The sequence below is a fragment of the Runella zeae DSM 19591 genome, from assembly GCF_000423565.1.
Lineage (GTDB): Bacteria > Bacteroidota > Bacteroidia > Cytophagales > Spirosomataceae > Runella > Runella zeae.
Window position 1 is genome coordinate 86,181 of the sequence record NZ_AUIF01000037.1, and the last position, 14,523, is coordinate 100,703.

The following is a 14,523-nucleotide window of genomic DNA, read 5'->3' on the forward strand; positions in this document are numbered from 1 at the left end:
CATTGGTTATCGCTTGTTGCTAATCAATGGAGGCTTCATTTATAAAATCGTATACCTATGAAAAAAATCTACTATACTCTTTCATTGGGATTGTGGGCTTTGTCGCTGCAAGCTCAGGTGATTGACGAAGCCTACAACCAAAAAATAAAAGAGTTTACGACCGATACCAAATTCTTGCCTTCGTCGGTATTGAATCTTCCTATTGATGCAAAAGTGCCTTCGCCGCTCAAGCACTTCGGTGCTATCATTGGAGCAGAAGGGGTACTGCATCGTACTTCCGAAATTTATGGGTATTTCCAAAAATTGACCGAAACCTCGCCGCATATTACCATGCAACAAGCAGGTATAAGTGAAGAAGGACGCCCGATGAATCTGATAGCGATTGGTAGCAAAGAAACCCTCAAAAAACTTGAACATTATAAAAAACAACTAGCTCTCCTAGCCGACCCACGCAAGCTAGTAGGGCAAGATGTGAGTAAAATTTTGGTGGATTCGAAGGTGGTTTATTATCTCAACGGAGGTATGCACTCTCCTGAGATGGGCTCTCCCGAAATGCTGATGGAACTGGCCTATCGGTTGGTAACAAGCCAAGCACCTGATATCAAGGCCATTCGTGAAAATATCATCGTACTCATCAATCCCGTCTCCGAACCCGACGGCTGGGACAAGCAAGTAGAGTGGTATTATCGCTATTCTAAAGCTCGTAAGTCTTATGATGATGGCTTCCCAAAATCGCCACCGTATTGGGGTAAATATACCTACCACGACAACAACCGCGATGGTCTTCAGATATCGCAAGCTATTACCAAAACCATTTATAAAATCTACTACGATTGGCACCCGATTGCAATGCTCGACTTGCACGAATCGGTGCCTTTGCTGTATATATCTACTGGTACAGGGCCGTACAACGAAACCATCGACCCTATCACTATCGGCGAATGGCAAGTCATGGCCGACCATGATATGACTTCCCTTGCGACTCAAGGTTTGCCAGGGGCGTTCAATTGGGCATTTTATGATGGATGGTATCCAGGATACGGTATTTGGGTGGCCAACAATCACAACTCTATCGGGCGTTTTTATGAGACTTTTGGCAATGCAGGTGCCAATACTTATTTGCGCGATTTGTCAAACCAAAAATACGCGGGCGATGCGGTCACGAGCAAAGAATGGTATCGGCCCTATCCAGCTACCGAAAAAGTGAATTGGTCTTTTCGTAACAACATCAACTATATGCAGGCGGGGGTGATAGCCTCTTTGTCTTATGCGGCTACCAACGGTCAGTTGTTGTTGAAAAACTTTTATCAAAAAAGTCTTAACAATATCAAAAAAGGCATAGAAGAAACGCCACGGGCTTTTGTAATCCCTAAAAACCAACGCGACCCTGCAATGGCAGCTTATTTGGTAAATCAGCTTCGGGGGCAAGGCATCGAAATTCACAAAGCTGAATCAGGAGCTAATCAGGGTGATTATGTGGTTTTGTTAAACCAACCTTACCGCAATTTGGCGGTGTCGTTGTTGACCAAACAAAACTATCCTAAAGAAGCGAAGTTTCCACCTTACGACGATATTGCTTGGATGCTGGGGTACTTGTATGGGGTTACGGTGACTCCGCAAGATACCATAAAATACCAACTAAGTGACCTTAAAATGGTAGCCAACGACGTGAAATACGTGGGCGAAATCAAAGGAGAAGGAGGTAATTATGTGCTTCCTTACAAAGCTCAAAATACGGTATTACCTGCGATTTATTGGCTTTATTCTCAAAATAAAGACGCCAAAGCGGTAGTGTTAGACGCCAAAGCTACCGTCGAAGGATTGAAAGATACCCTCGCGGCGGGAAGTATCGTATTCAAAGGAATCACGGCTGAGCAAGCCAAGCAACTGACGGCTCAGTTTGGGTTTGATTTACAATTGTCCAAAACGCTCCCTACTGTCAAACAGCACGAAATCGTCGCCCCTCGCGTGGCTATTTATCATAGCTGGTACAATACCCAAGATGAAGGCTGGGCGCGTTATACCTTTGAGCAGCGGGGTATTCCTTATACGTCTATTCACAAAGACATGTTGAAAGCTGGGGATTTGAGGAAAAAATTTGACGTTATTTTAATGCCTCGAATGCGTGGCGGAGTGAGTGATTTTATCCACGAAATTGACCCCAAATTTGGCCCTCTTGCTTACACCAAAACCAACGAATTTCCTTCACATGGCACGCCTGACTCAACACCGGATATGACTGGTGGGCCAGGTTTTGAGGGGGTAGAGCAGCTCAAAAAATTTGTGGAAGCAGGAGGTGTTCTGATTACTCTCGACAATACCTCTATGATGATAGCCGAAGCAGGAATAGCGCGCGATTTGAAAGTCTATAACGCGCCTACGCTTTTTCATCCGGGGTCGGTGGTGCAGGTCAAGGCCCGTCAAAAAGAGCATCCGATTCTGTACGGCTATCCTGAGGTATTTTATCTTTTTAAAGGTATGGGGCCTTTGTTGCAAACCGAAAAAAGAGACCGCGACATGATGCTCCTTCAATATGGGACTAAGCTCCTCAAAGAAGATGAAGAGTATAAAGGGCCTATCATGGGGATGCCCGACAAAAAAGTAGTGAAAACACCCGACAATCAGACTCCTAAAAAAGAAGACCCCTATGTACTATCGGGTATGGTGCGCAACGAACAAACGATTATCGGTCATGGGGGAATTTTTAACGTACCCGTCGGACAAGGCCGTGTGATTGCCTTTACGTTTGACCCTCTGCATCGTTTTCTAAATCACCACGATGCGCCGCTACTTTGGAATGCAATTATCAATTGGAATCATCTTTAATTTTTTTTCATACACTTCTTTATTTCAACTATGCTTAAAAACTTTCTTCAATCACTTCTTATCATGTTGCTGTTGGGTATTACGGTGGCATGGTCCCAAACGATACCTTCTCCCAAAGAACATTTTGGGTTTAACATTGGTGACGATTATCAACTTTCTAATTACACTCAAACAGAAGCTTATTTTAAAAAATTGGCGGCTTCGGATAGGGCAAAATTAGTTGATATTGGAATGACCGAAGAAGGTCGTCACCAATATATGTTGATCGTGTCATCGCCCGAAAATCTCAAAAAATTGGCTCGCTATCAAGAAATTTCGACCAAGATGGCACGTGCCGAAGGTATCAGCGAAGCGCAAGCACGGGCTTTGGCCAACGAAGGTAAGGCAGTCGTATGGATTGACGGAGGGCTTCACTCCACAGAGACCGTAGCTACAATGCAGCTCATCGAAACGGCATGGCAACTCATAAGCCGCAAAGACCCCGAAAATATGCGGATTCTTGACAATGTAGTGGTGCTACTTACCCATGCCAACCCCGACGGACACGAATTGGTGGGGAATTGGTATATGCGCAACCCTACACCCGAAAAGCGTTCGCTTGATCAGCTGCCTCGTTTGTATCAAAAATACGTAGGCCACGACAACAACCGCGACTTTTTTATGTTGCATATGAAAGAGTCACAAAATATTGGTCGTCAGTTGTTTGTAGAATGGATTCCGCAGATTATGTACAACCACCACCAACGTGGGCCTGCGGGTTCGATTTTGGCTGGGCCACCTTACCGCGACCCTTTCAATTATGTATTTCATCCATTGATGATTACGGGCATTGACGCGGTAGGGGCAGCGATGGTCAATCGCCTCATTTCCGAAGATAAGCCAGGTTTTACTCGCCTTAATGGTTCGGTTTTTTCTACTTGGTACAATGGTGGTTTGCGTACCACTACGCACTTCCACAACATGATTGGGCTTTTGACCGAAATCATCGGCGGCCCTACTCCCGAAAATGTGCCGCTTGTCCCCAACCGCTTGATTCCAAATGGAGCCACCCCTTTTCCCGTAACCCCCCAAAAATGGCACTTCAAGCAATCAATCGACTATTCGTTGTCGCTCAACTATGCTGTATTGGACTATGCTGCTCGCCACAGCGACGAGTTGCTATACAATATTTATCACATGGGTAGAAATTCGATTGAACGTGGTAGTACAGATTACTGGACGCTTTCTCCCAAAAAAGTAGATGCTATCACAGCTGCTCAAAAAAGTGATAGAAGTTCTAAGCCCGATTCGGCCAATGCCGCCAACGACCCACTTGGATTTAGAGGAGGTATACCCGTAAAATACTATGATGCGGTATTGAAAGACAAAAACCTTCGTGATGCACGTGGGTATATTATTCCTTCTACTCAACGTGACTTTCCTACGGCGGTTAAGTTTGTGAATGCTTTGATTAAAACAGGTATCTTAGTACATAAAGCTACGGCTGAGTTTAGTGTAGGTGGCAAAACTTACCCTGCGGGTTCGTATATCGTCAAAACCGCACAGGCGTTTCGTCCACATGTATTGGATATGTTTGAACCGCAAGATCACCCCAACGATTTTCCTTATCCGGGTGGGCCTCCTACGCGTCCATATGATGCTGCTGGATGGACTCTTGCCTATCAAATGGGTGTAGAATTTGACCGTGTTTTAGACGGGTTTGATGGGCCTTTCCAAGCCGTTCCGTACGGAGAAGTACAATCACCTGCTGGAAAAATAGAGAGTGCGGCGCCGGGTGGATATACTTTGAGTGCCCAAGCGAACAATTCTTTCATTGTGGTCAACGAGTTGTTGAGTGCGGGAGTAGAAGTATACCGCTTACCGCAAGGATTGGCCGGCAAGTCGTCGGTAGAAGCAGGGGCATTTTACGTAGCTGCTTCAGCCAAAGCCAAGCCTATTTTAGAAAAAGCCGCCAAAGAATTGGGTCTCGAAGTAAGTGGGGTTGCTAAACGCCCAACGAGCGGATTGGCCAAAGTGGCACCGCTAAAAATTGCCCTTTGGGACAACTACGGAGGCTCTATGCCGTCGGGTTGGGTACGTTGGCTGATGGAGCAGTATAAGTTTCCGATGCAAGTAGTGTACGCCCAAGATATTGATGCGGGTGATTTACGCAAAAAATTTGATGTAATCATTTTTGTAACGCGCGCAATTCCTGCCGCCGGAGGTGGCCGCGACAACGATATCTACAGCATTTATTCTAGTCGGGAACCCAAGACAGAAGATATTCCAGCTGAGTATCATCGTTGGTTAGGACGTATTACTGCCAACAAATCTATTCCGCAGATAAAGAAATTTTTAGAGGAAGGCGGTAAAGTAGTGACCATCGGAAGTAGCACCAATTTGGCATATCATTTGGGCTTACCCGTAAAAAGTGCTCTCAACGAAATGACCAACGCAGGCGTAGAGCGTCCACTGCCAGCCGAAAAATATTATATTCCTGGAAGTGTTTTGCGGGTCACTCTTGATTCTACGCAAGCAGCTACTTGGGGAATGTCTGCGCAAACGGATGTTTACTTCGATTCGAGTCCCGTCTTCAAGCTTGCACCAGCGGCAGTAGCCAAAGGGCAAGTAAAGCCTTTAGCGTGGTTTTCGACTGCCAAACCCCTTCGTAGTGGTTGGGCGTGGGGGCAGGCCTACATTCAGGATGGCGTAGCGGCCTTTGAAGCACCCGTAGGCGCTGGCAAGCTCTATGCTTTTGGACCCGAGATTACGTTCCGAACCCAAGCGCAAGGAACGTTTAAACTACTCTTTAATCAACTTTATTCCGTAGCTAATTTCTAGCGCTATCTTAGTTTAACCTCGCTGCCGCACCAAGTAGTATTTGCTGCTTGGTGCGGTGTTTTTTTAGGGGCTTATTCAAAATACTTTTTGTTCATCCCAAAAGCTTTCCCTGAAGATAGTGATATACCTTCACTTACTCCTTGACCATTTTTATTGATGTAAAATAGCGAGTTACTTGACTTCCTTTTTTGTTATTAATTATCTTTGGAATCCTATATGGTACCCTTTTGTTGTTAAAAGGGTTAGTTTTTAGGAAACTAACTCTTTTGAAATGACTGTTTTATAGTACCCAACGTTAAAAAACTCTTACCCTATTGTAATGAAAATACTCTTCTTTGTTGTTTGCTGTTTTTGTTCTTTCATTGCACTTAGCCAAGAGGTTGTTCTCACTCCCACTACAAAATCTTTAAATATTACTGACCAAATTGCGGTGTTTGAAGATAAAAATGCCTCTCTTTCGTTTCCGCAAGTCCAGCAGCAGGTATTCACGCCTTTTTCCCAAAGATCTATTCTTATCCCCTTTTCTGATGAAGCCTTTTGGGTAAAGTTTAAGGTTAAAAATACGCATCCCGCCCAAGACGATTGGATATTGGATTGGAGCAATTTTTTTGCCGAATATGTTTCGTTTTTTGTGCAACAAAAAGACGGCTCTTTTCGGGAAATAAAAAAAGGAGCGCTGGTACCTCGTGGCAATGCTCAGAGAGATAACCCTTACATAACCTTCAAAATTGGATATAGAGAAGAAAAGGTTTTTTATGTTAAAATATTGAGTCAAAGGGGGTTGTATGGAAGATTTACGATGCTGACGCCCGCATCCATGGCAGCAGAGCAGATTGATGATGCCAAGTCAGGAAGTTTTATGAATGGCCTCATTGTTTTGAGACTCGTCTATGTACTGCTCTTGGCGGCATTTGTGGTCAAAGAGTTGGCTTTCAGGCGTTATTCTATCCTGCTTATCATGAAGTCGTTTGCCTATTGGGGGTTTGTGGGCGTTCTTGGGGGCTTTTTTACCGACAATGTCACTACGTCTCTGACCATCAATTTCCTTAGTTATCATGTCTTGCCCATTGGTCAGGTTTTGGCGGCTACGGCTATTTTACCGATAGCTCGTTTTCCTTCGTTTGTAAGTCATGCTTTCAAAATAGTGGTGGCGGTTACGCTTGTGTTGGCGTTGGGTATCATATTTGATTATCGGTGGTATTGGCTCAAAGCAAGTACTTACTTAATCATCAGTACTCAATTAAGTATTTTCGGTTTATATATTGTGGCCGTATGGCGAAAATACCCCCTTAATTGGTACTATTCGGTACCGTTTTTGTTGGGAATTGGAAGCTACATTTTTATCCAGATGCGGCTCGTAAGTTGGGTCAATTTTGGGTGGATTTTTGCTTTTGCCAACTTCTGTTTTATCTCCGAGATCTTTGTGTTTGGCGTGTTTTTGAGTCGGATTATTCAAAATTATGAAAAGGAGTGTTTGATATCCCAAAAAGAATTGCGCTTCAATCAAGAGCAAGCCTCACGACTCAAAGAACTCGATGAGCTCAAGACCAATTTTTTTACCAATATATCTCACGAGTTTAGGACGCCTCTTACGCTATTGATCGGGCCGCTTGCTGATTTTCAGAAAAAATACCCCGGCGAGAAGTTGGTGGAAATAATGCAGCGTAATATTATGCGTTTGCAGTCATTGATAAATCAACTGCTCGATTTGTCAAAATTAGAAGCAGGCAAACTGCAAGCTGAAATACAAAAAGGAGATTTAGCACTTCATCTACGGCACTTGTTTGGGTCTTTTGAATCATTGGCTCAAAGTCGGAATATTATTTTTCATTACGAACAAACCTATACCCACGAAGAGGCGTATTTTGATGCAGACAAAATCGAAAAAATCGTAACCAATTTACTTTCCAATGCTTTTAAGTTTACGCCCCAAAATGGTCGTGTTCATGTAAGAGTACAAACTACCTTAGAAGAACTCAAAATCGTGGTGCATGATTTTGGAATTGGAATTGCGCCCGAAAGACTTCCTCATATTTTTGATCGTTTTTATCAGGTCGACAATTCGGCGGGGCGTCATTATGAAGGAACAGGCATTGGGTTGGCTTTGGTCAAAGAGCTCATCGAAGTGCTGAAAGGAAACGTAAATGTAGAAAGTGTAGTAGGCAAAGAAACGATCTTTACCGTCAATATCCCTATTGGCAGAATGACTTGGGAGAGCCAAATCATTGACCATGATTATCTAGAAATAATACCCCCTCTGCCAGCAGTAGTACACAATAGCAATGAAGTAGAAAGTGTCACTGAGGGGCAGTTGCCGATTGTGCTTTTGGTAGAAGACAATCCTGATTTGCGAGTTTATATGCGTGCCATTTTCGAAAATCAATATCAAATCATCGAAGCTATTGACGGACAACAAGGACTCGAAAAAGCCCTCGAGTATATTCCAGATTTGGTGATTTGTGACTTGATGATGCCGCGCCTCGATGGCCTAGGGCTTTGTAAAGCACTACGCTCTGATATTCGCACTAGTCATGTCCCGATCATCATGCTTACGGCCAAATCTACCATGCAAGATCGGCTAGAAGGGCTAGAGCTAGGGGCGGACGATTATCTGACCAAGCCTTTTAATCGTGACGAGATGGAAGTTAGGGTACAAAATCTTATCCGCCAACGCGAAGTACTGCGCCAAAAGTATGGACAACAAATAGTCGAAAGCATGGCTCAGGTAAGAGAAAAGCCCGTATTGTCTCTCAATGAGCAGTTTTTGCAAAAAGCGGTGGCAGTAGTGGAAGAACACCTGAGCGATAGTAATTTTGATGTTGAGCTTTTTTGTAAAGCTATGAATATGAGTCGCAGCAATATGCACCGCAAACTCCGTGCTTTGACCAGTCAATCAGCAACGGAGTTTATCCGTTGGATCCGGTTAGAGCGAGCTGCCGAGCTTCTCAAACGCCGCACCGGAACCGTCTCCGATATTGCTTTTCAGGTGGGTTTTGAAAGTTTGCCTTACTTTTCAAAGAGCTTTCAAGAACAGTTCGGAATACCACCTTCTGAGTACAGATAATGTGTAATGAATCACTTAATGTTCATTATAGACAACTTTTGATAGGTGTTTATGAAAATATATTTCTACTGGGTTTTGGTTTTTTTGGGGATTACTCTTGAGGCTGCTGCGCAGTCGAGCAATGTCGTGAGTGACCAAATTTCCCAAGTGAATATCTCTGAAAACTCAGAAGTATTTCAGGATGTAAGTAAAAGAATGTCTTTTGAGGAAGTTGTCAAACAAAATTTTGTACCTCATCATCATAAGTTATATCAATATTCTTTTTCGTCAAATGTTTTTTGGTTTCGGTTTCGGATAAACAACAAAAGTAGCCTTGACCACTGGTATTTTTTGTGGAGCGATGCCCTCAATGACCACGTAGATGTGTATGTTCCGACTGCCAAAGGGACTTACCGAGTTTTGAGAGGAGGAATGCTCGCACTTCCTTCCGATAAAGCATACAAAGGGCTTTTTCCTTTATTTAATTTAGGCGTTTTGCCTCAAGATAGCACCCAAGTTTACTATTTAAGACTCCAAGCAAGCGAGCCTATCAATAGTCAGTTGACTTTGCTTACGCATCAGGCTTTTATTGATCGTATGCCTACTACGCTAGCTATGGTATGGTTAGTGATAGGGATTCAACTGTTGCGTGTTTTGTACAATATCATTCTGGCTCGTTATATCCGTAATACTTCTTTTAGGTGGTATAGTTTCCATACGATTATCGTAACACTTTCTGTATTAGGGTCTTTTGGGGTGACGGCTAGTATTTTTAGTGAAATGCCTCAGTTGGCAGCTTTTCTAAATTCGGCATTTTATCAACTGATGCCTGCTACTTACACTCTTTTTATTTATTCACTGCTCAATGTCCCCCAAAACTATCCACGACTAAAAGGTGCCTTTTTCTTACTCGTCAGTTGTAGTATTTTGCAAGTGGCGGCGCATTTGATAGTACCACGGATGTACTTACTGATTTTCAACAATTACTTGTTTTTATTGACCGAATTTTTTCTGATTGGTATTTCGTTGTATTCACTGGCTAAGCGTTTGCCGGTAAATTTTTACCTTTTGATACCTTGTTTTTTTACGCTGGTACCGTTTATATTTCTCAATCTGCGCGCTTTGGGGGTGATTCATTATGATTGGATTTACCCTATGATATACATCACCAATTTTCTCGAAATATTGGCTTTGGCTTTGGTATTGGGAAAAATCATTGAGGCTACAGACCGCGAAAAACTCAAAACCGAAAAAGCACTTTTGGCCGAGAAATTAGAGGCTGAAAAATTGCACGAATTAGATGTTTTGAAGAGTCGATTTTTTACCAATATTTCTCACGAATTCCGAACCCCTCTGACGCTTTTGGTAGGTCCTCTCAATGATTTTCGTAAAAAATACCCCTCCGAACGCATTATCCCTTCTATGCTTCGCAATGTAGAAAGGCTCCAAACCCTCATCAGCCAACTGCTAGATTTGGCCAAGCTTGAATCAAAACAATTGAAAGTAGAAATGCAGCAGGGTGACATAAGCTTCTTTTTTCGGTATCTTTTTTCTTCTTTTGAATCCTTGGCCCACAATCGCCAAATTATTTATAGTTACCAACAGTCGCACGCTAGTTTTGAAGGGTATTTTGATGCTGATAAAGTCGAAAAAATTGTCACCAACTTACTTTCCAATGCCTTTAAATTTACTCCTACGGGAGGTCGAATTGAGGCTTTTGTAATGTTTGACAATCAGCATTTTGTTTTACAAATTTCGGATAGCGGTATTGGAATAGAGCAATCCCAAATTCCGCGAATTTTTGAAAGGTTTTATCAGGCAGATGAAGGAGCAGGCAGGAAATATGAAGGCTCGGGTGTAGGGCTGGCCTTGGTGAAGGAGCAGGTAGAAGTACTCAAGGGCAATATCTCGGTGGTGAGCGAACTCGGAAAAGGCACTTCTTTTAAAATAACTATACCGATAGATTTTGAAACTTGGAAAAACAACGTCATAGATTCAGAAATACGTCCTGAACTGATACTTCGCTCGCGTTTGGTAGAAGATAGAGAAGAAACATTCAATCAACCCAAATCCAAAAGTAGCACCCTGCCGTTGTTGCTGGTAGTAGAAGATAATCCTGATTTGCAACTATATATTTCCTTGATTTTTGAAAAGAAATTTCAGATAGAGGGTGTCCTCAACGGCAAAGAAGGACTCGAAAAAGCCTTTGAAATGATACCTGATCTGGTGATTTGTGATCTGATGATGCCTTATCTTGACGGAATTAGCTTTTGTAAAGAGCTTAAAGCAGATACGAGAACCAATCACATACCCGTAGTGATGCTTACTGCCAAAGCCACCCTCGAAGACCGCTTGGAAGGATTTGAATCGGGCGCTGACGAATACCTCACCAAACCATTTAATCGGGAAGAACTGGAGAAAAGAGTCGAAAATTTGGTAAAACAAAGAGATTTGTTGCAGCAAAAGTATAGTCTTCAGTTAGGTAGCGAGACAGCTATGGCTGACCTTACGTCAAAAGCAACGGTAGAATCATTGTTTTTACAAAAAGCCGTCGAAGTCGTAGAACGTCATCTAGGGGATAGTAAATTTGATGTGGAGCAGTTTTGTAGAGAGATGGGGATGAGCCGAACCAACATGCACCGTAAAATGAAGGCCCTCACTCAGCAATCCACGACGGAATTTATCAGACTAATAAGACTTAAAAAAGCGGCACAGATTTTTCGTGAAAGTGGAGGACGAGTATCGGATGTGGCGATGTTGGTGGGATTTGAAAGCCTGTCTTATTTCTCTAAGTCGTTTCAGGAGCAGTTTGGAATATCTCCTTCTGAGTATATTATTCAACATCATTCGTGAAACCCCTAACCCCGGCAACGTTTAAACCCCGGCAACGTTTTGAACGTTGCCGGGGTTCGCGGATTTAAAGCAGCTCCGTCGGGTCAATCAAACGATGCTTGATGGCAAATAGCACCAAGCCTGCCGAATTGCGCGCTCCTGTTTTTTCAAGTAAGTTGTTGCGGTGACCATCTACTGTTCTGACACTTATAAACAATTCATCTGCAATCTCTTGCGCTGTTTTCTGTTTACAGATTAAGGTCAAAACTTCGGTTTCGCGCGAGGTCAGTGTGGAGGGAAGATTATCGGTTAGCAATATCTTTTGTCTTTTGCTATTCATCCGATTTTTCATGGCATTGAGAAAAGCTTCGTTGAAATAAAAGTCTTTTTCAATGACAGTATGAATGGCGCGTTCTACTTCTTCGGGTTCTACATTTTTAAAAAGATAGGCATTGACGCCCAACTCCATCAAGTGAGTCACGAAGCGGTCTTCGCCATAAACCGATAAGATAATGATTTTGACGGAAGGGTAGTCCGTATGTAAAATTTTGGTAGTCTCAATGCCATTGAGTTCGGGCATCGATAAGTCGAGCAAAACCACATCGGGCAAAGGAGTGCAGGTAGCAAAGGCATCGATTAAAATTTTGCCATTGTCGGCTTCCAATACCACGCTAATGTTTTCGAAGGTATTCACAATCGAAGCCATCCCTTTTCGAAAGAGCACTTGGTCGTCGGCGATGGCAACTCGGATAGAAGACATAAAAAAATGCGGATTTAAGAGGAGGCCAAAGGTACTCGTACTGTTACGCTAGTACCTTGGTTGGGTTGAGTGATGTATTGTAGGGTACCATCAAACATGCGGGTTCGGGTTTCGATATTTTTCAACCCCAAACTTTTTTTCTGATAGGCTTCTTCGTAGTCAAAGCCCCGGCCGTTGTCGGTATAGTGCAGGCAGAGCTCATTGTCTACGGGTTCTATTACAATCTCGATTTGGGTAGCTTCGGCGTATTTGATGCTATTGTTGAGAAGCTCTTGTACCAGTCTATACATCATTAGGTTGAGGGTAGAGTGCGCTTGAGGAATATCTTTGACGCTCCAGTTGATGTCTGCCTCAGTGAGTTCTAGGCTTTTTTCGCACAGACCTTCGATGGCATAGCTAAGTCCAAATTCTTCTAGTCCACTCGGCAGAAGATCGTTGGAGATTCTTCTGACGCTATCGATGGTATTGTCGATGAGGCTTTTGTATTTATCGGCTAGGTCTGATATTTCGGGCGCTGACTTGGATTTGAGGTGCATTTGGCCTACCAAAAGCCGCATCGCCGAAAGTGCCGCCCCGATTTCGTCGTGTAGGTCACGCGCGAGTCTTTTTCTTTCGGACTCTATGCCCTCTATCGTACTGTTGATGAGTTCTTGCTGGTATTTCAATTCCATTTTTTTAAAGGTTAGTTCTTGTCTAAACAATCGTTTTTGGTACAAAATCATGAAAACCACTACGCACCCCACCAACAGCAACATCACGAAAGTCCCACCGAAAATAGCAAGGTATAAATCTATTTCAGACGAGGACTGTACCATAAACCAATTCCAATAAAAATATGTAAAAGGGCAAAAACACAAGCATGTAAGCCCCAAGACATGTAATTAAAAGCTTTGTTTTCGTTGAGAATGGCATTGCTTAGAATAAACAGCACGAGACTTCCTGCAAAATAGAACAGAAATCCGGTATTTATCCAAAAAATGGGACATTTTTCTGGTCGTTTAGTATTTAATTCGATGAGCATCTTGTAGAAATACATCATCGAAAAAACAATAACCAAAACACATTCAAGCCCTCTAGCGTATGTATTGAACTCGGTGAGTTTTTGAAAAAAAGTAGAACTGACAACCGCAAAAACCGTAAAAAATACCATCAGCGAAGGTACTAGCCAGCGTGGATAAAACCTCCCAAATAGTGCATGATAAAACAAAGCAATGATATTGAGTTCAAAAACGGTATAGAAATGTATCAAGATGAGGTTGTTGCCAAGGGCTTTTGTCAAAAAATAAGCCAAAATCTGCGCCAACACACTCAGCCCTAAAAACGCAACGATATACCAAAGGGCTTGTTTAAGGAAACGAAACCGTACAAGGGCAATGGTAATAGGCAGCGCTAAGAAAAAAGGACTGTAATACAACATCCACATCAAGAACCCTTCTATCATAGCTTTGTTTTTCGCGGTAATCTGCAGATTTTTAGTTAACTGATTTGTTGTTGAATTCTATTCAATCAACTGATATTCAAAGTTTTTGTGTAGTTATTGGCAAGGAATGTCGCTATCGCCTTCAATGAAAAGTGGACTTTTAGGGTCGCAAATGGGAGGGCAGGGGCGAGTTACGTCAAATAGTTCGAAATTATATTTTTCCATGCGTTCTTCCTTCCAATTATATACCTCTTGCTCGCCAATCAAATCCACGATTATATGTTTTTCGTCTTCTTTGGCATGAGGGTCAATCGTACCCTTACGAGCAGCACTTGCAAATACCAAGCAAGCTTCTTGGCCGGTTGGAGATTCGGGGTTTGGTTTTACGCCTATGTACACCCTCGCAAATTCTGTATCGGTCTGGGCAAGCAACTCCACAAAATCGGCGCGACGTACTACAAACCCTCTCATTTCGGCTGGTTTAAATTGCTTTTTTTGGTCTTCTGGAAGGTTGATCCACGCACTTACCCAATCTTGAGCGTCTGCCAAATCTACTACTACTGATTTCCACTCATCTACTAGATTTGAAGGTGTGTTTTCTTGTGCCATAATTTCAATAAAAGATTAGAGTTTTTTAAAGTGTTGAAAACTAATATATTAAATATAAAATAGGATAAAGTGTTTCCCATCGCAGCTTTTGGGGCAGCTCTATCGAGCTGTAATTTATATATAAATACACAAAGCTAAAGGGCTTAGATAGGATTTTAATAGGTAAAAATGCCTGTTTTTGGATACAGGTAAAAATACGGGCAAAGCATACGC

The 14,523-nt window shown here is 42.7% G+C and carries 8 protein-coding genes; 4 read left to right on the top strand and 4 right to left on the bottom strand.

Features of this window, described 5'->3' with window-relative positions; all coding sequences use genetic code 11:
* The first annotated feature begins 57 nt into the window (after positions 1-57).
* The 4 genes from G563_RS0111470 (at position 58) to G563_RS36935 (ending at position 11,542) form a co-directional block, all read left to right on the top strand.
* On the top strand, positions 58-2,826 hold the full coding sequence (locus G563_RS0111470; RefSeq protein ID WP_028665446.1) for a M14 family zinc carboxypeptidase: 2,769 nt from the start codon (positions 58-60) through the stop codon (positions 2,824-2,826).
* Between the two features lie 63 nt (positions 2,827-2,889).
* Positions 2,890-5,646, top strand: a complete 2,757-nt coding sequence (locus G563_RS0111475) for a M14 family metallopeptidase (RefSeq protein WP_374754499.1) — start codon at positions 2,890-2,892, stop codon at positions 5,644-5,646.
* Positions 5,647-5,965: 319 nt separating this feature from the next.
* Positions 5,966-8,710 carry a response regulator gene (locus G563_RS36930; RefSeq protein WP_051210916.1) on the top strand — a complete coding sequence of 915 codons (2,745 nt, stop codon included), beginning with the start codon at positions 5,966-5,968 and terminating at the stop codon, positions 8,708-8,710.
* A 51-nt stretch (positions 8,711-8,761) separates the two neighbouring features.
* The gene (locus tag G563_RS36935; RefSeq protein WP_051210917.1) at positions 8,762-11,542 is read left to right on the top strand and encodes an ATP-binding protein; all 2,781 of its coding nucleotides are present in this window, start codon (positions 8,762-8,764) and stop codon (positions 11,540-11,542) included.
* Between the two features lie 64 nt (positions 11,543-11,606).
* On the opposite strand, the gene G563_RS0111490 is transcribed toward G563_RS36935, so the two are convergent.
* From G563_RS0111490 to G563_RS0111505, 4 genes are all read right to left on the bottom strand, one after another.
* On the bottom strand, positions 11,607-12,281 hold the full coding sequence (locus tag G563_RS0111490; RefSeq protein WP_028665448.1) for a response regulator transcription factor: 675 nt from the start codon (positions 12,279-12,281) through the stop codon (positions 11,607-11,609).
* Between the two features lie 14 nt (positions 12,282-12,295).
* A complete protein-coding gene (locus G563_RS0111495) occupies positions 12,296-12,952 on the bottom strand; it encodes a sensor histidine kinase (protein WP_229598488.1) in 657 nt (218 codons plus the stop codon).
* A gap of 119 nt (positions 12,953-13,071) precedes the next feature.
* Complete coding sequence (locus tag G563_RS0111500; RefSeq protein ID WP_229598489.1) at positions 13,072-13,722, bottom strand: hypothetical protein; 651 nt, start codon at positions 13,720-13,722, stop codon at positions 13,072-13,074.
* Between the two features lie 93 nt (positions 13,723-13,815).
* On the bottom strand, positions 13,816-14,310 hold the full coding sequence (locus G563_RS0111505; protein ID WP_028665451.1) for a hypothetical protein: 495 nt from the start codon (positions 14,308-14,310) through the stop codon (positions 13,816-13,818).
* Between the last annotated feature and the right edge of the window lie 213 nt (positions 14,311-14,523).